The following is a 19,330-nucleotide window of genomic DNA, read 5'->3' as shown; positions in this document are numbered from 1 at the left end:
CCCTGTGGTAAGGAGAATAAACATGCACGATATCGATCGTACTACCCTGGAAACCAACACTGATCTGGAAAATTACGAACATGACCAGTATGAATATGGTGAATTTGGTGAAGCAGAGTGGGGTGGTGAAACGGGTGTTTTTAGCGAGACTGAAACCATGGAACTTGCGGCCGAGCTTCTGGAAATCAGTGATGAGGCGGAGCTGGATCAGTTTTTAGGGAATCTCATCAAAAAAGCTGGCCAGGTGGCCGGAAAATTCATTAGATCGCCAGTAGGGCAGCAACTTGGCGGTTTATTGAAAAGTGCAGCCAAGAAAGCGCTGCCCATGGTAGGCAGTGCCATTGGCGGTTATTTTGGTGGCACCAGCGGTGCCAGGGTTGGCGGTCAGGTGGCTTCTAACGCCGGGAGGATTTTTGGTCTTGAACTGGAAGGATTGAGTCATGAAGACCAGGAATATGAAGTTGCCAAAAGGTTTGTGCAACTCGCCGGAGCTGCGGCAAAAAATGCTGCGTTAGCACCACGGGCAGCAAATCCTGTAACTACCGCGCAATCCGCGATAGCAGCCGCCGCACGGCAACTTGCCCCGGGCCTGATTCGCGGTACTCCACCAACAGCCGTCGCCGGTGCAGCTGGCAGCCCATGCCCTTCCTGTGGACGGGGTGCTATGAGCGGTCGCTGGATACGGCGTGGAAACAGAATCATTCTGTTCGGAGCATAACCCGCCATGGTTACCGCTTCATACGCAGCATGGATGCTTGAGCAGGAGGCTCGTGCATTGCTGACCAGGCTGAAACGGGTCAAACCTTTTGCCTTGCACGAAACCATGTTGCCTGCAGCGTCGTTGTTACCGGCAGCACAAACCAGTATTGAACGCTATCTGATAGAAGGGAGGCACGAACTCAAAGGGTTGATTCAACGTTACATTGCATGGCTGCGCGGTCCATCTGGCCGGAGGGCAACACCTGCCCATGCACAACGGCTGTTTTCCCTGTTGCGGTTGAGATTCAATGCCGTGCTGACACAATTTGATTTATTCAACGATGCGATCACACAGCGCAGCGAAAATGAAATCGGTGTGTGGCTTTCCGGCCTGGAAGTGGTCTCGGCGGATGCGCTCGCTATTCCGGGACATTATTACGAAGTACCTCCCGTCATCTGCTATCTCGATCGTGGTATTGGTGCGGCGATCCGCCGCGCTAGAACACGTTTGCCAGGTGGTGGTGAAAATCCGGTGGCAGTGATTCGTATTCCCCGGGAACGCATGGTTGGCAGCGGCGTTGCTTCTTCCCTGATTCATGAAGTAGGCCACCAGTCTGCTGCGCTGCTTAACCTGGTCAATTCCTTACGGCCTGTTTTGCAGGGAATGGAACGGGGCAGTGGCGTGTACAACATGGCCTGGTTACTATGGGAACGGTGGATTTCAGAGATCGTTGCGGATTTCTGGTCGATCGCCCGCATTGGTATTGCTGCCACACTCGGATTGATGGGTGTGGTCAGCCTGCCACGTGCCTTTGTATTCCGCCTGAGTCGGGATGACCCTCATCCGTCACCCTGGATTCGCGTCAAACTGGGTTGTGCGATCGGGCAGGCACTTTATCCTCATCCGCAATGGCAGCGTCTGGCGCAATTATGGGAAACCTACTACCCGCTGACCGGGTTGGATGTTGCCCAACGGCACAATTATGAAATGCTTCAGGCGACATTGCCTGGATTTGTGACGCTGCTGATCAATCATCGACCGCAAAGTCTGCGCGGAGCGAGTCTGGCCGAGGCTTTACAGGTACAGAGTCGCTCGCCATGGCAGCTTCAGACACTGTTCTCCATCTGGCGGCAACAGCCTGCGAGGATGTATCAGGCCTCGCCGGTTCTAACCTTTGCTGTGATCGGCCAGGCACGTGCCGACGGACGCATGAGCCCGGAACAGGAAAGCGCCCTGTTGGGGAAATTGCTCATCCACTGGGCGCTGCGCAGCACGTTGAGGACATCGGTTGATTATTCAGCAAGGCCGGGGCAGCTTGAATTTTTGCCGGCAAGCTCCTACCAACAGAATCGTTCTATTAATTATTCATTTAGGAGAATGACATGAATACAAAATCTAAAAAAATAGAGAGCGGTGAAGCTCAATGTAATGGCATGCTGAGAGTGCATTTATATGATTCGGGCGGCAATAAAATACCGATCAAAGGAGCGAGTATTGAAGTTCTGGAATGGAAATCCAACGAATGGCAGCATATCGAAACACGAACTACTGATGAAAACGGGTATGCGGTTTTTGAGCTTCTCGGAGGTGATTCACATCGGTATGGCTTAGTCTATAAGAATGCCTTTGGTTTTCATGAAGAACCGGCAGCATATTCAGGTGATGAACCACAAAAATTATTTTCGATCGATTGTAATTGCACCAAACAGATTGGTCTTGGAGTACCGGTAAATTTTACGCAACAACTGGTAATGTGCGGCCCGCGATCTGAAGAGCTGTTATGTCAAGATATTGTAGCGGGTCAGCCGGCTAAGCTGCGTATTTCACATAGTGTTGCCTTGGGAAATCCAGATATTAGATTGTCTTCTAATCAAGGCGGTTTGTCTCAACCTTCCATCTTTGTAGATGGCATAGATCGAGTATACGAAATAGCCGTCGATACGACAGGAATGCAAGGTGGTTACTTCTTTAATACATTTCTGAAGCATCCTGACGGCTCATCAATCGCCACAAACTTGACTGGCACGGCGGTACGTAACATACAGCATGTTGATGCCAGAACAACGACCAGCCTCACTCGAACGGAAACATCTTTCACTGAAGATACCGCATTCTGGACAGGTATTCGTAATAGCGCTGAGGCGCTTTCATTCAATAATTATCTGAGTTTCATGGATTGGATTTTCTGTGGTAAGCAGAAGCCGCGGGAATTAAGTCAATTTGAGAGTGATCGCTACGATGAAAAGCATGTGATGTGGCGGGATAAATTATTGAAGAATCGTTTTTTACCTTTTACAGATTCTGATGCTTATCGTGTGGTCAAAGCGGCTACAGAAGCTTTTGTGATGGTAAATTGTGGCGTTCATCACAATGATTTGCAACCTTTTGATCCGGCTCGGGATGAAGCATACTTGAACCGTCGTGATCTCCCAATACCACCCAGTGGCTTGAATCGTGCTTTCAACAAAGATTATCTAGTAGGTATCGATGGGAATGGTGATGTATTGCCCTATCTCTCCGTTATTCGCCGCAAATTACCTGATATCCCAATCAAGATCAAGCCGTTTGAAGAAGCGGCGAGTAAAAGTAGGGAGGGGGTTATTGACGCAGATGAATGCTACGGGTTGTTACAGGAAAAACTTGCCAATCCCTGTCTGCTGGAGTTGATTTGGTCGTATTGGCATGAGGAAGGTATGCTGGTGCAAACATCCAATGCCATTACCCGGCGGTTTCAGAATGTGCGTTCATCCAGTCGGGATCCACTTGCTAGCATGGAAATGGACCCGCTCCGCCCGCTCAATAACCTGCTATGGGGTTACATCCAGGATGAACAGCACCGCCTGACTGTTAACCGCCGTAATTACGAATACGATCATCATTACGGGTTGCGGCTGGAAGGCAAGGCAGTACAGAATTTCCGGCCCGCTGATACGCGCTCCAAGTTCCTTGAAGCTTTCCATCATTTGCTGAGACTGTGTACCGTGTTCTACAAACAGGATGACGATACCACTGTCAAGGCCGATGCTTTCCCGGTACTCAATGCCCTGAAGGAAGTGCATCTGATCCTGTCCCAGGGAGCACACAATCAGTTTGGTGACCTGCCATCGACTGCCCGTATCGAAATGCTGATGCAGCAATGGATACTGGCCAGGCCTGAGTTCCGTGAATTGTTGCCGACACGGGTCATGGTGGCTTACCCCGAACCCTGGATGGATCGTGTTGACGCTATGAAGAAACTGCAAGGCTGGACAGATACCAGCGTGTTGCATTTCCGCAATCTGGGAATGTTTGGCGAACAGCTGTTACTTTCCATCCGCTGGGGCCATTGGAGTGATGAGTTCGAGCCTGTTAAGGCACTCAATTGGGCACGATTCTTCCGTCCACAGGTACAGGGCTATATCCACGCCTACCGCGCAACAACGGGTGTTGACTTATCAGCCGATCCGACTGTCAGTGCCCGGGTTGATTCGACTCTGCCATCAGCGCTATTGCAGAAACGTTTGGCCAGTCAGCAACGAACTATCTGAGATGCATGGCCATGATCAACTTCACCTCGGCACTCTACTTGGGGTTGCATCATCCCAGCCGGCTTTTGCAGCCGTGGCAGCAACTCTCATTGGGGGTTCCGGCAGCACTTACTGAACCGCCCGGTGCCGGTGAAGTTGCACAACAACTGGCGCAGTTGCAGGGTTGTGAACAGGGGGTGTTGCTGCCTTCCACATTGCACTTGTTCTGGGATTTGTTTGGCATGCTGTTTCAGCAGCGGGCGGCATTGTTTCTGGATGAAGGGACTTATGCAGTTGTTCGTTGGGGAGTGGAGCAATTCCGTGCAAAAGGGGGAGAAGTTCATACTTTCCGTCATCATGATCCTGATGCATTGCTGGCACAAATCAAGCGGCTTGCGTATGGCAGAAGAAAATATCCGGTGGCAATTGCCGATGGTTTTTGCCCGGCGTGCGGTCGTGCTGCGCCAGTTGGGGAGTATCTGGAAATCGTCAGGCATTTTGGCGGCGTACTGGTGCTGGATGATACCCAGGCTTTGGGAATTCTGGGAGAAATGCCGGCATTACACAGCCCCTATGGGAAAGGAGGCGGTGGTGTATTGCGCTGGAGTGGAAACTCCGGGCCGGACATTATAGTGGGTTCATCTCTAGCAAAAGGTTTGGGCGTTCCGGTTGCGGTTCTTACCGGGAGTAGAAAGCTGATCAAACGATTTAAAACGGCAAGTGACACCCGGGTGCACGGCAGCCCGCCGTCTGTGGCTGTCATTCAGGCTGCCCGGCATGCGCTGATTGTGAATCGATCACAGGGTGATTGGCTGCGGCAGAGACTGGCGCAACGGGTTACCCGGTTCCGTAGTGGTCTGGCAGCGATGGGGTTGAATACGATTGGTGGCTGGTTTCCCGTTCAAATTTTGAGAGGGATCGATGGAAACGAGGCAGTACGGGTACATCAGTTTCTTTCCCGGCAGGGTATTCAAACCGTATTGTCTCGTCCCCGTGGCAGCAGTGTAGTTCATCTGAGTTTTTTAATGACAGCACGCCATACTGCCGGAGAAATTGATCACTGCATTGATGTGCTGGCTACAGCGATACATGGTTTTGAAGAAACGCTCATCGTAAAGGAAACCAAATACTCTGACTTTATAAAGTGATCACTATATACAAGAGGTAAATCATGAATCAGGGATTAAGATTTAAAACCATACCGCTGGAGGTGATTCCGGAAGTTGCGGGAGAAGAGTTTGAAGTGGAAAGAGAGCGAGGAATCCGCCGTCCACCAACAAGACCCAGAGGCTATAGTGCGCGGCCCGGTTTTCACTCCGGTTTGAGAGCAACGGGAAGTAAACGTCCATTGTTTCCGATTTCCAGGCCACGCTCTCCCTTCAAGGGGTTGCGGCGGCCTTTCGGGGGTGCCCCCCTTTATGAACCTTATCCGGTCGTGAGCGAGCCTTATCCCGCTGAACCGGACAGTTCGTCCGGCTCGGAGCGCGTGCGCTGGCTGCAGGATTGTCTGAATCAGGCGGCCGGAATGCGACTTCCAGTGACCGGAGTTATGGGGGCAGATACACGCAGCGCAGTGCGGAGTTTTCAGCGGCAGCAAGGGTTGAGGGTGAGTGGTATTGCCGGGCCGGATACGGAAGAGGCATTGAGGTCTGCTTGTGAGAGCCGGAATATTCAGCCTTCAGTGAAGGAAATGGAATCGGGTTATGAGATGCTTGCTGCATTCCGGGACAACTACAGCAAACTTCTGCGTCACATGTCACCGGCAGATCAGAAACTCTGGGCTACCAGACGATGTTACCGGCTTTCGCAATATCGCCGTGTGCCCCGGCAGCAGGGGGTATATCTGCTTGTTTTCCGTAATCGCTCATCCAGCGGACATATCGGTTATGTTGGCGAGACCGGGAACCTTTATGACCGGATGCAGGGGTATCACCGGGATGTAATATCCTTTGGCCTTAATCCTGATAATTATTCCTTCTGCTGGGTACTGACTCCTCAACATAAAGCAATCGAAGCAAATCTCCGGACTGCTCTGAATCCGACCGGCTTGATCACCAATCAGCGGGAGCTTGAACTCGCATTCGAAAGCCCTTTCAGCGAAGCTGAGGAACTTGAGCTTGCCGCCGAATTACTGGCCATTTCTAGTGAAGAAGAACTGGATCTGTTTCTTGGCAAGTTATTCAAGGGGATCGGCCGGGGATTGAAGAAATTTGGCCGTTTCGTTGGCAAAAAAGTATTGCCTGCATTGGGTAGGGGTTTAAAAGCGATTGGCAAGGTTGCACTGCCAATTGTTGGCAAGGCGCTGGGATCTTTTATTCCGATACCGGGTGTCGGTACGGCTATCGGCGGTGCCATCGGAACGGCTGTCAGTAAAGCGCTTGAGCTTGAATTCAGTGGTTTGCCTTCGGAAGAAGCCGAACTGGAAATGGCACGGCGGTTTGTGCGTATTGCTGCGACAGCAGCCAGGCAGGCAGCTTTGGCTGACCCGCGTACTGATCCTGAAACAATCGCCAATGCTGCTTTGACGGCCGCAGCCCGGATGCATGTGCCAAATCTTTCTGCAGTAGTTCGAGGAGGAAATTTAGAGGTAGGCGATACAACTCATCGTGAATGGCACGTCAATAGCATTCAACCGAGGCAATCCGATCAGGAAGCATTTCTCGGTGATGCATGGAACTCAATTAGCACGGGAGCTCGCAGGCTCTCCGGTGGGGTGATCAATATGCTGCATGATTGTACGCCTATCGAAGACCGCACAAGTTTTACGCCTAAAGACAAGCGCAAAGGAAAACCGCGCGATATGAGTAAGGTATACGCACTAGTGTTGCATCAGACTGCCGGCAATCAGAGGAATACGCCACCCGACCGGTACGATGGTGTCACGGCACATTTTGTAATCAAGCCGAATGGACAAACACTACAATTGCATCCATTGACAGCTCGCCTCAATGCTTCAAATGGATTTAATGCTGGCAGTGTAGCCGTTGAATTTGCGGGTAATTTTCCTGATACAAGGGGTAAACGCTATGTTTATCCGAACGGCGCATCACCTCAAGGGGTTCTGACTGCCGAACAGATCAAGGCCGGGCGTTGTTTGATTCGTTATCTTGTTAAAAACATGGGCCTTACCCATATTCTGGCACATCGACAATCCAGTGCAAGTCGTGAAAACGATCCTGGTCCGGATATTTGGTATCACGTTGGTCAATGGGCAATCAATAATCTGGGTTTACGGGATGGTGGGCAAAATTTCAAAATTGGTAGCGGCAATCCTATCCCCGATAGTTGGCGAACATGGGGAAAAGCCAAACAGCCTGAGCTTGGTGAGGAGCTCTTCGTTTGAAACCAGTAGCGGAAATCAGTCGGTGGGGCACATTGATCCCGCGTACCGGGCAATCAAAATAATATAGCAGCAAGGAGGTTGTGATGATCATTGATTGCCATTGTCATGCCGGAAGCGGCGATGGACTGACCGGACCGTGGGATACACGGGCGCCCTTGCAGGATTATTTGCGCCGGGCAACGGTAGCAGGGATTCGGCGCACGGTACTGTTTTCTGCGTTTCATTCAGACTATGCCGCTGCCAATCAGCAGGTGGCACGCATTGTAGCGAGCAGGCCTGATCGCTTCTACGGTTTTGCTTTTATACATGCAGAGCGTGATCGAGGACGCGTGCATAAGCTGGTCGAGATAGCTGTCAAGCGCTACGGATTTGTTGGCATCAAGATACATCGTCATGATGCTGCCATTACACGCGATATTTGTGTGGCTGCCCGGGCTTATACCTTGCCGGTACTGTACGATGTGGCGGGTGAAGTATCTGTCTGTGAGCTGTTGGCGCAGGAATATCCGGATGTCAATTTCATTATTCCGCACCTGGGTAGCTTTGCTGATGACTGGCGGGCGCAATTGGCCCTGATTGATCATCTGGTTCGTCATCCGAATATATATGCTGATACCTCTGGCGTGCGGCGCTTTGATTTACTACAACAAGCAGTCAAACGAGCTGGAGCAGCCAAGCTGCTGTTTGGTTCTGACGGCCCGTGGCTACACCCTGGAGTTGAGCTTGCCAAGATCAGGGCGTTACGTCTGTCGTCTTCTCAAGAAGCCTTGATTCTGGGAGGGAATTTCCGGAATCTGATCAGTACAGTCAAGCGTCCCCGAACGCTGTCATTGGTAAGTGGGTGGTGAAGCGGCCGCTGATTAGCCTGACCAAACGATTACAAAGGATTTCCAGCCTTACCGGTCGATGATCTATCTTTCTTCCAGTTCTGAATAGTACGGTCGGTTACTCCCAAAAGTTGCGCTGCCTGTTGGGTGTTGCCGTTTACTTGCTTCAGCACGATGCGAAATACCGCCTCCTCAGTGTTTCGGCTGATAGTTTTCAGGCCGATACCCCGGTTTAGCGCTACTCGGATTGCCCGTTCAAAGCCTGAGTCGCACCATTCTTTCCAGCCTTCTGCTTTTGTCGGTCGATCATCTGGCGGAATGCAGCCCACTGTAATAGCGCCTTTTCCTGTATAGCGGCATAGCATGCGTGCAACTACTTGCCTGAGATCCCGTACATTGCCAGGATATTCACGGCGCAGCAAATATTCCTGAACCGGTGTATCTAGCTCAGGTGGATCCTGAGCAGGATGATCTGTCTTCAGAAAGTACCTGGCCAGCGGGAGGATATCTTCAGTGCGTTCCCGCAAGGGGGGTAAATGGCAGATATAGCTGGCGATACGATAATAGAGATCTGTCCGAAATTCACCTTTTTGGACTTGAGCCCGGAGATCACGATTGGTCGCGCAAACCAGGCGAAATGAGGTGCGCTGCCAGGCATTACCACCGACACGTTTGAAAGTATGTTCCTGAATAACGCGCAGCAGCTGAGTTTGTAGAGTGAGAGTCAACTCGCCTATTTCATCAAGGAATAATGTACCACCGTTTGCGAGTGCGAATACGCCATCCCGTGAGGATACCGCACCTGTGAACGCGCCCCGTTCATGCCCGAAAAATTCGCTACCGGATAATTCCGGCACGATAGTGCTGCAATCCAGTATTACCAGATCACCTTTGTCGGGGCGAGCGTCCAGGGTATGAATGAGATTGGCTAGCAATTCCTTGCCGGTACCGCTTTCACCCAGGATCAGCACTGAAGAATCAGTAAAATGAGCTACTTCAACAACCTGGCGCAGAATTGCTTTCAGGGCCGAACTTTCTCCTACTAGCGTATTCTGTACGGCAGGTGAATTTACCATGCAATCTATTATTTCCCAGCGCTGCAGGCGGGTAATGATTTCATGGATGATTACCCTGTACTCTGTACACGTCAAGATATCGCAGGCACCTGCTTCCAGAAGCTGCCAGATAGTATTTCCCGAAATGGCACAATCGCAACAGAAAAGAGTCGGTATCTGCCCGCTATGACTAAGCTCACGTAACTGTTCACAAGTTTCCGATGTAATTTCCTTGCTGAAAACTACGCCAGGATGACCAGAAAGATAATCATCATGGTCTTTTATTTCGATTCCTTGTTCAATCAGGAAAGTAATAATGTCGTGAGTAGCTTGTCTCTGATACTTGCTCATCCAATGAACCCAGACTTTCATAGCTATTTCAACCTCCATCACTGGTATTTTCAAACGAAAAAGTAGTGTTTTAATGAAGTGAAAATTGAAGAGGGCGTGTGTCAGCCAGGCTCCCGATGGGCCATAATAAGGAAAGAGAATGAAAAACCTCTTTGTATCATTCTGATGGCTGTGATATTCATGGCTTTCCTTTTGACCGACTGCGGATAAAAGATTTTACTGGATTGCCGGGTTATGCCAAGTGCTTATTTCATAAATATGGCGGGTGAGAATCAATAGTGTGTTCTAGATGTTTAGTGAACTCACAGGGATTTTCAGGGGATATTCTGCAGATAAATTTACGGAATAAGGACTTTCTATCGGCTACAAAACAGTTCTTCCTGGAAAAGATGGCTTTCTTTCATGAGTTTATCAGCTCGGGACAGGTTGCTGGCACGAACGCCGAGCAATCTCAGTTTTTGTTCGAGGGGAACGCGCCGAAGGCAGTTTCCAGCAGCCTTGCGAATGGTGGTTGCATCAGCGGTGGGGGTACATAAAGTTTGATCGCGTGTGACGGTTTGAAAATCTTCATATCGTAGCTTGATGCCGATAGTTCGCCCGACATAGCCTTTGTGATGCAAATCTTCCGCAATATGTGTGCATAATTCGGTAAAAATAGCGGATAGTTTTTCCCGATCCTGGCGTGCGTGCAAATCTCGTTCAAAGGTAGTTTCGCGGCTGATTGATTTAGGTTCCGAGCTGGTTACCACCGGACGATTGTCGTTGCCAAGTGCTGCGTGATGCAACTGCAGTGCGTAACGCTGACCAAAGTGAATCTGGAGCAAACCGGGCTCAGCATTGGCTAACTCTCCAATTTTATGGATACCCAGATCTGCGAGTTTCGCTTGCGTTTTGGGGCCAATGCCATTGATTTTATGAACGGGTAAAGGCCAGATTCGATGTGGGATATCAGCATGTGTCAGGATAGTCAATCCATTCGGTTTTTCGAGATCAGAGCAGATTTTTGCCAGCAGTTTGTTGGGAGCTACTCCAATCGAGCAGGATAACCCAGTGGTTTCATGTACCGCCTGTTTGATACGCAGTGCAAGTGGAGTTGTTTCATCGGGATGTTTGCTCAGGTCGATATAAATTTCATCGATACCACGATCTTCTATATGCGGAGCGATGTTAGCGACTGCATTTTTAAATAACCGCGAATAATGATGATAAGTATCGAAATCTGCTGGTAACAATATGGCGTCGGGTGCCAGCTTTGCCGCCTGCATGATCCCCATCGCTGAAAAAATTCCGTATGCACGCGCTTCGTAAGTTGAAGTTGTTACTACGCTACGACCGGAATATTCGCGCAGCTTTGCATATAAACAAGTTCCATTCTGTTGCATGATTGGTTGGTGAACGGATCGGCCACCAATGACGACAGGCAACCCTCGTAATTCCGGATAACGCAGCAGTTCTACCGAAGCATAAAAAGCATCCATATCCAGATGAGCGATGCGGCGATTTTTCATGTTCATGAAGCAAGAATATCTTTGAGTAGATTCTGGTGTATAAAAAAGCTGTAATCACTGGCTGTGAAAATAATCGAGCCGGCTGCCCAAGCTGTACTGGCGAAATTTGACGGTATGATATTGTAAGAGGAAGTAGTTTAATGGTATTCGTTTGAGGCCTGATGTATTTCCAGGTATCCGTACATTTGATGATACGATGTGTTTTTGCCTTTACATCGATGCTGTTGTCGTGGCTGATAAAATGATTGTCATCTTGCAAAAATTACGGAGTAATCCGGGCGATCAGCCGGGTAGAACTGAAGATATGGAAGTCGAGGGTTTGCCAGATATTGATTGCGTGTATCGGGAGTACTGCCTAATTAAATTACACTGGCTTCACTAGAGAATCTATACAATACAAGTTAATGCCATGTGCTATTTTTCGAGGAAAGTACAATGGTGCCCAGAAGAGGACTCGAACCTCCACACCCGAAGGCACATGGACCTGAACCATGCGCGTCTACCAATTCCGCCATCTGGGCATTATTTTGATTATTGCTGTGTTGCTGGTTGGTTTTGTGAAAACCAGGCAGGTATAAACAACACATGAAGATCGCAAATTCTATAGGAAACCTTCGATTTGTCAATCAAGAGAAAAAGAAATAAGAAAAATCAGCTTCGCGAGCTTGATCCTTTTCTTAAGCGTGAGCAGACACGTTACGGGTTAGCGCTTCCCAGTCGAGAATTTATCCTGGAAATATTGGATAAACAGGGAGTGCCAATCAGCGAGCCCAAGTTACTTGAGTTGTTGGATATTACTGCTGAAGAATCTGAATTTTTTCATCGCAGGCTGTCTGCGATGATACGTGACGGGCAGATTATCTGTAATCGCAAGGGTGATATTTGTGTAACAGACAAGCTGGAACTCGTAAAAGGAACCGTGCAGGGACATAGTGATGGTTTCGGTTTTTTGATTCCAGATGATGGCAGTACTGATCTGTTCCTGACCCCAAAAGAGATGCATAAAGTGCTGCATGGTGATCGCGTAATTGCCAGGCTTACCAATGACGTGGATCGGCGGGGGCGGCGGGAATGCAGAATCGTCAGAGTGCTGGAAAGTGTTAATACGCACTTGGTTGGCAGGTTATATGAAGATCACGGTATTTTTTTTATTGTGGCTGAAGATAAACGTATTAACCAGGATATTCTTGTCCCAAAGGAAAATATCATGAATGCGCATGCTGGGCAGGTGGTGATGGCGAACATTATTCAGCAGCCAGGCCAACACGCTCAGCCTATTGGCCATATCGTTGAGATTCTGGGGGATTATGCAGCTCCAGGAATGGAGATTGAAATTGCATTGCGCAAATTCGATTTGCCCCATGAATTTTCGCCAGAAATCATTTCCACCAAGTTTCCCAAGAAGGTTCTGAAGAAAGAGTTTGCCAAGCGAGAAGATATTCGCCATTTACCGCTGGTAACAATAGACAGTGAAACGGCCAAAGACTTTGACGATGCTGTTTATTGTCGCCAGGAAGGCAAGGATTTCAGATTGTTTGTTGCCATCGCCGATGTCAGCCATTATGTGCGCGATCAGGATGCGCTGGATAAAGAAGCATTTGATCGCGGCAACTCGGTTTATTTCCCGAGACGAGTTATTCCAATGTTGCCGGAAGTGCTTTCAAATGGGTTGTGCTCGCTCAATCCGCAGGTCGATCGGCTGTGCATGGTGTGTGAAATGCTGTGGACTGCCAAGGGGGAGCTGAGCGAATATCGTTTTTATCCAGCGGTGATGCTTTCCCATGCGCGCTTGACTTATAACATTGTTGCCGAGTTGCTGGATCAGCCCAAAGGGAATACCGCAACAGAATATACACAACTGCTACCGCATATTCAATTATTGTACCGGTTGTTCAAGGTGTTGCATAAATCCCGCAGAAAACGGGGAGCGATTGATTTTGAGACCATTGAAACAGAAATGGTTTTCAATAATCAGGGCAAGATTGAAAGAATATGCCCAGTAGAGCGTAATGATGCTCATCGCTTGATTGAGGAGTGTATGCTGGCGGCCAATGTGTGTGCTGCTGATTTTCTGGAGAAACACCAACAGCCCGTTTTATACCGGATTCATGAAGGGCCGTCCGATGAAAAACTGGTGGCATTGCGAGATTTCCTGAAAGAATTCGGCTTGCAGTTACGTGGTGGCGATAAGCCCAGCGCTAAGGATTATGCCAGGACACTTGACCATATCCGGGAACGGACTGACGCACAATTGCTGCAAACAGTGATGCTAAGGTCTCTTAGTCAGGCAATGTACAGTCCGGATAATGCCGGGCACTTTGGTCTGGCCTATGAAATGTATACCCATTTTACTTCACCCATTCGGCGTTACCCGGATCTGCTGGTACATCGTGCCATCAAGGCAGTGCTTGCCGGCAAGCACTATGACCCTGGCGACTGGCATGAGATTGGAAAACATTGCTCACAAACTGAGCGCCGTGCTGATGAAGCTACGCGGGAAGTTGAATCTTGGCTCAAGTGTTTTTATATGCAGGATAAAATTAATGATTGCTTTGATGGCGTTATCACCGGGGTAACTGCATTCGGGTTGTTTGTTACCCTGAACACTATTTATGTTGAAGGTCTGGTTTATATTTCAGAATTACCCAGTGATTATTTTCGGCATGATTCGGTCAAGCATGTATTACGTGGTGAACGTAGCGGAATTAGTTTCCGGTTAGGTGACAGCTTGCGAGTAAAACTTGTCCGGGTCGATCTGGCCACCCGCAAGATAGATTTTGTCCTTGCAGACAATAACAACGCACGCAAGAAATCAAGCAAATAATATTCTTCTTCATTTCTCATCGCCATCATGTCTCATTCCCAGTATATTTTTGGCTTCCATGCCATTACCAGCCGTTTACGGCAACATCCGGACAGCATCAAGGAAATTTATCTGGATACCAATCGACAGGATCAGCGTGCGCGTGATTTGATGAATCTGGCTGAGACCACTTCCTCACGTCTGATTCTCTGTAATCAGGATCGACTTTGTAAAATGACCGGTACGACTCGTCACCAGGGTGTGGCAGCCCATGTGATGAAGTTGCAGCAGTACACTGCACTTGAAGATTTACTGGATGGATTGACCGAGCCGGCATTTCTGCTGGTGCTGGATGGCGTGAAGGATCCGCACAATCTGGGGGCGTGTTTGCGTGTTGCCGATGCGTTTGGTGTGCATGCGGTGATAGTCCCCAAGGATAGGGCAGTCGGTTTATCGGCAACGGTTCATAAAGTTGCCAGTGGTGCAGTGGATACTGTACCCTTTTTTGCTGTGACCAATCTGGCCAGAACCTTGCGTGAACTGAAGGAGGAGGGCATCTGGATTGTAGGTACAACTGCTGATGCATCCGATACACTTGATTCAATTACGCTGACAAGACCTATTGCCTGGGTACTGGGTGCCGAGGGTGAGGGAATGCGTCGCCTGACTCGGGAAACCTGCGATCAGCTTGTAAGTATCCCGATGAGCGGCAGTATCGAAAGTTTGAATGTATCAGTCAGTGCCGGCATATGCCTGTTTGAAACCTGCCGCCAGCATGTTCAAAAGGCAAAAACTGGGTTGAACTCACTTTCTGCGAAAGAAGTTGTTTGAACTACGGGTGTGGTGGTTTGAGGTTAACTGCATATCCGATTCCTGTTCTATGGATGAGTCCAGTCCTTGTCAGGGTTGATTCTCGGTTGGGTCAGTCACAAAACCAATGCGTGCCAGCCCTGCCGTAGCAGCAATACTCATGACCTTGGTTACCAATTCATAATGTGTGTCACGGTCAGCACGAATATGTAACTCAGTTTTATCGGATTGTTTAACTGCCTCGGCAAAGCGTGCAGGTAGCTGATCCAGCGTAACAGGTTCTCCGCCCCAGTAAAAACTACCATCTGCATGTATAGCAAATTCAATATGTTCCGGTTTGGTTTGATTGAGGGTGCTAGATGCCTTGGGTAAATCAACTTTTACCGAGTGTGTGAGCAAAGGGGCTGTGATCATAAAAATAATCAGCAATACCAGCATTACATCCACTAGCGGTACCACGTTGATTTCAGTCATGGCCGCCTTGCTCTGATAACGGGTTGAATCACCGAAAGCCATTAGTGGTGCCCCTCTCCGCTGATAACGTCTGCTGATAGATTGGTCGGTTCTGTTACCCGGGTATGCTGTGAGATGGTTGATGCTTCTTTTTGAGGTATTTTTTGATTATTTTCTTCGCTGGACTTGCTGCCTGTTGTCATGATGGTGTAGAGATCATGAGCGAAGTCATCCAGTTGGGCCATCCACAGGCGGTTGCGTCGTATGAAGGCGTTGTAGGCCAGTACAGCAGGTATGGCAACCGCCAGGCCCAGGGCTGTCATGATCAATGCCTCGCCCACCGGACCAGCCACTTTATCCAGCGTACCCTGACCAGACAAGCCAATCTGGATCAGGGCATGATAAATCCCCCAGACTGTGCCGAACAATCCAATATAGGGTGCAGAAGAGCCTGCTGAAGCAATGATGGTGAGACCATATTCAATACGGGCCGCTTCCTGATCCAGACTATTGCGCAGCGAACGGGTGAGCAGCTCGTTTGTACCACCAGCTGCCGCCAGTTTCTCCAGTCCGTGCTTTTGTGAATCTGCAGTGGCAGCCAATGCTGTTTTAGCCAGCTGAACAAACGCATGTCTATCAGTCATCGCACTGATCTCTGTTTTAAGCTGGGGCACAGAATCAATATGCCAGAAATGCTTGAGAAAATCTTTTGCGCGACGAGAGGCAATCATATTGCTGATACTTTTGGTCACAATCAGGTACCAGCTTGCGACTGACAAGGCAAGTAGAAGTATCAGCACACTCATTCCAACAGAGTCAACCTGTGTCAGAAAATTAGAGAACCCCAGTGTTTTTTCCATCTATTAACTTCCTTCGATGACAAAATTAAAAGGCTGCAGGGCAATTGCTGGTACTGCTTGTCCACCGCGCATTGCTGGCCGGCAACGCCAGGTTTTGACAGCAGACAGGGCGGCATTGTCCAATCTTGAATATCCGCTGCTTTCGACAACTTTGGCGCTGCTTATTCGACCTGTTTCATCCAGCTTCACCTGGAGTATCAGCTTCCCTTCCTCGCCCAGGCGACGGGATAGAGCAGGGTAGGCGGGGCTGGCCAGATCCGGACAGGATACAGACAATTCGGAAGACAGGGTAACCGGACCTGCTGGCATCTGTGCAGGTTTGGCTGCAGCGACCGTTTCATTGACGATTTTCTTTTCCGGTTCTGGTTCCGGTTCCGGTTTGTGTTCTTCAATGGGTGGCTCGGGCACAACCTTTTCCTGCTGGGTAACAGCAGGTGCCTTGGCTACCAGCTGGCGTTTAGGTTGAGGTTGTACCTTCCTGATAGGTGGCTTGGGTTTTACCTGAGGAGGCACATGTTCTGCTTTCAGCTCCGCTTTGGGCGCTTCGGCAACTTCTTCCTGTTTTTCAGGTGGCGCAATGAACTGCGCGTAAAGTGTGATCGTTTCTGGAGCTGTAGCGCTGAAGCGATATTGCCACATACCGTAAAGTACGGTGGCGTGCGCTGCTACCACTACCAGGAAGCTGATGAGAGATATACCAGTAAGGACCGGTTTATGATAGATTTTAGCCATACCATGTATGTAATGTATGTTTTCCGTTTACGCGATTTTAGAGTTAGCTGTTTGGTGTTGCGAAAACTAAAACGCTTAAGCTAGTCAAGTTGAACATGCTTGTATATTAATTTCGGATGCTATCAGAATTGATAACGATTATCAATCTCCTCATCGCTTTGTCTGAAAATTTTAGACCAGCCTAGTGCGGGTTGCAATGCGACATATTGTCGCAGGAGAAAGGTTAAATGAGGATGACGTCATATTGTTCTTGCGTATAGGTTGTACCTACCTGCAGGCCTATGGGTTTGGCAATGAAATCACCCAGTTGGGCGAGGCTCTGGGATTCTTCATCCAGAAAGAGATCAATTACTTGTTGTGAAGCCAGAATACGATATTCTTTGGCGTTGAACTGCCGAGATTCCCGTAACAATTCACGCAGAATTTCATAGCAGATCGTTTGTGCTGTCCGGATTTCTCCGCGTCCCTGGCAAGTCGGGCAGGTTTCGCAAAGGATTTGCGCCAGGCTTTCACGTGTGCGTTTACGGGTCATCTCGATCAGCCCCAGCGCGGTGAAGTCGTTGACAGTCATTTTAGTCCGATCCTTTTGCAAGGCTTTATTAAACTCAGCCAGAACTGCAGCCCGGTGTTCTTCGCGATCCATATCGATAAAATCGATGATGATGATACCGCCCAGATTACGTAGTCGTAGTTGTCGTGCAATCACCTGAGCAGCTTCAAGGTTAGTTTTGAATATGGTGTCATCAAAATTTCGTACCCCAACAAAGCCGCCAGTGTTGACATCCATGGTGGTCAGCGCCTCGGTCTGGTCGATGATTACATATCCGCCAGATTTCAGATCGACACGTCTGGCCAGTGATTTTTCGATTTCCTGCTCAACACCGTATAAATCGAATAATGGTCGCTCCCCAGTATAGTGACTGATTTTTTCCATGTCACTCATCATGTATTCCTGGGCGAAGGTGGTCAGCTTTTGGTGAGTTTCGCGTGAATCTATCCGAACCCGGTAGGTGTCGGCATTGACAAAATCGCGCAATACCCGATGGCTCAGATCCAGATCCTGATAAAGCAGGGAAGGCGGAGAAATGGTTAATGATTTTTTCTGGATGTCCTGCCAGAGTTTGTGAAGATAATCGATATCAGCCTGTAACTCTGATTCATCAGCGGTTTCGGCCATGGTCCGGATAATGTAGCCGCCGGAAGAATCAGGTGGAAGAATGCTCTGTAATTTCTGGCGTAACGATTCGCGCTCATTGTTATCTTCGATGCGCTGGGATACACCAATATAGGATTCTTGCGGTAAATAGACCAGCAAACGTCCCGCAAGACTGATCTGGGTGGAGAGTCTGGCACCTTTCACACCAATTGCATCCTTGACGACCTGTACGAGGATGTTGCTGCCTTCAGACAGGAGTTGCTCTATCGGCTTATTGTGCTCAGTCTGGCCGGATTCATGGATATCTGCCACATGCAGGAAAGCTGCCCGTTCAAGACCAATATCAATAAAAGCTGACTGCATACCAGGCAATACACGGCTGACGCGTCCATTATAAATATTGCCTACAATGCCAAGGCTGCTGGTGCGTTCAATGTGCAGTTCCTGTGTGATTCCTTGTTCTATGATGGCAACACGCGTTTCTTGCGGGGTGACATTAATGAGAATCTCGCTGCTCATATAAACTGGGATCCGATTATATTTATTCTTGTTCAGAAAATGGGGATTCCTGTTTCTTCCAGTAGCTGGGAGGTTTCAAATAGTGGCAATCCAACTACCCCACTATAACTCCCGCTGATGTTGATGATGAAAGCAGCTGCTTTTCCCTGAATAGCGTAGGCACCTGCCTTGTCATACGGCTCGTTGCTGGCAATATAAGCCCGGATTTCGTGCGGGCTGATATCCCGGAATCGAACGATCGTTGTTGATAAACGTAACCTGATCTGCCCCTGGAATGCCAGCCCTACTGCTGTATGCACCTGGTGTTCTTGCCCAGAGAGTGCGCGCAACATTTCCTCCGCATGTCCGGTATCTTTTGGTTTTCCCAGGATACGACCGTCCAGAACAACAATAGTATCTGCAGCCAGTACAGGCAAAACGGGCAGGCGCCGCTGTTTCAGGCGTAGCCAGCCAGCTTCTGCTTTGGTATGGGTAATTCTGTAGACATAATCGGCTGGAGATTCTTCTGGAACAGGCGTTTCATCCACGTCAACCGGGCGGGATAAGGTTTCCCGCATGAGCAATATGGTGTGCCTGATGCCAATCTGCTTGAGCAGATCGCGTCTGCGAGCACTGCGTGATACCAGATAAATATAACTGCCAGCTGTAGTAATCATTCCCGGATCAAGCCTTAAGGTATGTTTCCATAAGCAAAATATTGTGCACTT

Annotated in this window: 15 protein-coding genes and 1 tRNA gene; 8 read left to right on the top strand and 8 right to left on the bottom strand. The window is 49.1% G+C overall.

The features are described 5' to 3' along the window. Positions 1-22 precede the first annotated feature (22 nt). The 6 genes from ABF86_RS06280 to ABF86_RS06255 all read left to right on the top strand — a co-directional run bounded on the left by ABF86_RS06280 (position 23) and on the right by ABF86_RS06255 (position 8,397). A complete protein-coding gene (locus tag ABF86_RS06280; RefSeq protein WP_074685108.1) occupies positions 23-718 on the top strand; it encodes a hypothetical protein in 696 nt (231 codons plus the stop codon). A 6-nt stretch (positions 719-724) separates the two neighbouring features. Next, positions 725-2,086 (top strand): hypothetical protein, encoded by a 1,362-nt coding sequence (locus ABF86_RS06275; RefSeq protein WP_074685106.1) that lies wholly within the window; start codon positions 725-727, stop codon positions 2,084-2,086. Further along, positions 2,083-4,227, top strand: coding sequence for a hypothetical protein (locus tag ABF86_RS06270; protein ID WP_074455269.1), 2,145 nt, complete (start codon positions 2,083-2,085; stop codon positions 4,225-4,227). The genes ABF86_RS06275 and ABF86_RS06270 overlap by 4 nt, the downstream gene beginning before the upstream one ends. A gap of 5 nt (positions 4,228-4,232) precedes the next feature. After that, entirely contained in the window at positions 4,233-5,354 is a 1,122-nt protein-coding gene (locus tag ABF86_RS06265; RefSeq protein ID WP_074685104.1) for an aminotransferase class I/II-fold pyridoxal phosphate-dependent enzyme, read from the top strand. A gap of 23 nt (positions 5,355-5,377) precedes the next feature. Next, positions 5,378-7,549 carry an N-acetylmuramoyl-L-alanine amidase gene (locus ABF86_RS06260; RefSeq protein WP_083341449.1) on the top strand — a complete coding sequence of 724 codons (2,172 nt, stop codon included), beginning with the start codon at positions 5,378-5,380 and terminating at the stop codon, positions 7,547-7,549. Positions 7,550-7,632: 83 nt separating this feature from the next. Further along, on the top strand, positions 7,633-8,397 hold the full coding sequence (locus tag ABF86_RS06255) for an amidohydrolase family protein (protein ID WP_074685102.1): 765 nt from the start codon (positions 7,633-7,635) through the stop codon (positions 8,395-8,397). Positions 8,398-8,426: 29 nt separating this feature from the next. On the opposite strand, the gene ABF86_RS06250 is transcribed toward ABF86_RS06255, so the two are convergent. The 3 genes from ABF86_RS06250 to ABF86_RS06240 all read right to left on the bottom strand — a co-directional run bounded on the left by ABF86_RS06250 (position 8,427) and on the right by ABF86_RS06240 (position 11,811). Further along, positions 8,427-9,803, bottom strand: a complete 1,377-nt coding sequence (locus tag ABF86_RS06250) for a sigma 54-interacting transcriptional regulator (protein WP_083341448.1) — start codon at positions 9,801-9,803, stop codon at positions 8,427-8,429. A gap of 335 nt (positions 9,804-10,138) precedes the next feature. Then, entirely contained in the window at positions 10,139-11,296 is a 1,158-nt protein-coding gene (gene dinB / locus ABF86_RS06245; RefSeq protein ID WP_160803494.1) for a DNA polymerase IV, read from the bottom strand. Between the two features lie 430 nt (positions 11,297-11,726). Then, positions 11,727-11,811, bottom strand: a tRNA-Leu gene (locus tag ABF86_RS06240). 98 nt (positions 11,812-11,909) lie between these two features. Here ABF86_RS06240 and rnr point away from each other — a divergent pair. Both rnr and rlmB read left to right on the top strand, forming a co-directional pair. After that, positions 11,910-14,114, top strand: coding sequence for a ribonuclease R (rnr, locus tag ABF86_RS06235; protein WP_074684759.1), 2,205 nt, complete (start codon positions 11,910-11,912; stop codon positions 14,112-14,114). Positions 14,115-14,141: 27 nt separating this feature from the next. Beyond that, the gene (gene rlmB / locus ABF86_RS06230) at positions 14,142-14,924 is read left to right on the top strand and encodes a 23S rRNA (guanosine(2251)-2'-O)-methyltransferase RlmB (RefSeq protein WP_011634667.1); all 783 of its coding nucleotides are present in this window, start codon (positions 14,142-14,144) and stop codon (positions 14,922-14,924) included. Positions 14,925-14,993: 69 nt separating this feature from the next. Here rlmB and ABF86_RS06225 read toward each other — a convergent pair whose 3' ends face one another. The 5 genes from ABF86_RS06225 to ABF86_RS06205 all read right to left on the bottom strand — a co-directional run bounded on the left by ABF86_RS06225 (position 14,994) and on the right by ABF86_RS06205 (position 19,279). Next, positions 14,994-15,419: a biopolymer transporter ExbD gene (locus ABF86_RS06225; RefSeq protein WP_074455276.1), complete on the bottom strand. Its 426-nt coding sequence runs from the start codon at positions 15,417-15,419 to the stop codon at positions 14,994-14,996. Beyond that, on the bottom strand, positions 15,419-16,216 hold the full coding sequence (locus tag ABF86_RS06220; protein WP_074455277.1) for a MotA/TolQ/ExbB proton channel family protein: 798 nt from the start codon (positions 16,214-16,216) through the stop codon (positions 15,419-15,421). The genes ABF86_RS06225 and ABF86_RS06220 overlap by 1 nt, the downstream gene beginning before the upstream one ends. Before the next feature lie 3 nt (positions 16,217-16,219). Beyond that, positions 16,220-16,948: an energy transducer TonB gene (locus tag ABF86_RS06215; RefSeq protein WP_074455278.1), complete on the bottom strand. Its 729-nt coding sequence runs from the start codon at positions 16,946-16,948 to the stop codon at positions 16,220-16,222. Between the two features lie 223 nt (positions 16,949-17,171). Beyond that, complete coding sequence (gene rng / locus ABF86_RS06210; RefSeq protein WP_074455279.1) at positions 17,172-18,623, bottom strand: ribonuclease G; 1,452 nt, start codon at positions 18,621-18,623, stop codon at positions 17,172-17,174. Positions 18,624-18,655: 32 nt separating this feature from the next. Continuing rightward, positions 18,656-19,279: a nucleoside triphosphate pyrophosphatase gene (locus tag ABF86_RS06205; RefSeq protein WP_074684760.1), complete on the bottom strand. Its 624-nt coding sequence runs from the start codon at positions 19,277-19,279 to the stop codon at positions 18,656-18,658. Positions 19,280-19,330: the final 51 nt, after the last annotated feature.

Source organism: Nitrosomonas sp. GH22 (assembly GCF_009833115.1).
GTDB classification, from domain to species: domain Bacteria; phylum Pseudomonadota; class Gammaproteobacteria; order Burkholderiales; family Nitrosomonadaceae; genus Nitrosomonas; species Nitrosomonas eutropha.
The sequence above is the reverse complement of the archived record's forward strand: the minus strand, read 5'-3'. Positions and strand labels throughout refer to the sequence as shown.

Bases quoted from the DNA above. Each gene is read 5' to 3' on its own strand.
- ABF86_RS06280 (WP_074685108.1), top strand. From the start codon at position 23: ATGCACGATATCGATCGTACTACCCTGGAAACCAACACTGATCTGGAA.
- ABF86_RS06275 (WP_074685106.1), top strand. From the start codon at position 725: ATGGTTACCGCTTCATACGCAGCATGGATGCTTGAGCAGGAGGCTCGT.
- ABF86_RS06265 (WP_074685104.1), top strand. From the start codon at position 4,233: ATGGCCATGATCAACTTCACCTCGGCACTCTACTTGGGGTTGCATCAT.
- rlmB (WP_011634667.1), top strand. From the start codon at position 14,142: ATGTCTCATTCCCAGTATATTTTTGGCTTCCATGCCATTACCAGCCGT.
- ABF86_RS06260 (WP_083341449.1), top strand. From the start codon at position 5,378: ATGAATCAGGGATTAAGATTTAAAACCATACCGCTGGAGGTGATTCCG.
- ABF86_RS06220 (WP_074455277.1), bottom strand. From the start codon at position 16,216: ATGGAAAAAACACTGGGGTTCTCTAATTTTCTGACACAGGTTGACTCT.
- dinB (WP_160803494.1), bottom strand. From the start codon at position 11,296: ATGAACATGAAAAATCGCCGCATCGCTCATCTGGATATGGATGCTTTT.
- ABF86_RS06215 (WP_074455278.1), bottom strand. From the start codon at position 16,948: ATGGCTAAAATCTATCATAAACCGGTCCTTACTGGTATATCTCTCATC.
- rng (WP_074455279.1), bottom strand. From the start codon at position 18,623: ATGAGCAGCGAGATTCTCATTAATGTCACCCCGCAAGAAACGCGTGTT.
- ABF86_RS06225 (WP_074455276.1), bottom strand. From the start codon at position 15,419: ATGGCTTTCGGTGATTCAACCCGTTATCAGAGCAAGGCGGCCATGACT.
- ABF86_RS06250 (WP_083341448.1), bottom strand. From the start codon at position 9,803: ATGAAAGTCTGGGTTCATTGGATGAGCAAGTATCAGAGACAAGCTACT.
- ABF86_RS06270 (WP_074455269.1), top strand. From the start codon at position 2,083: ATGAATACAAAATCTAAAAAAATAGAGAGCGGTGAAGCTCAATGTAAT.
- ABF86_RS06205 (WP_074684760.1), bottom strand. From the start codon at position 19,279: ATGATTACTACAGCTGGCAGTTATATTTATCTGGTATCACGCAGTGCT.
- ABF86_RS06255 (WP_074685102.1), top strand. From the start codon at position 7,633: ATGATCATTGATTGCCATTGTCATGCCGGAAGCGGCGATGGACTGACC.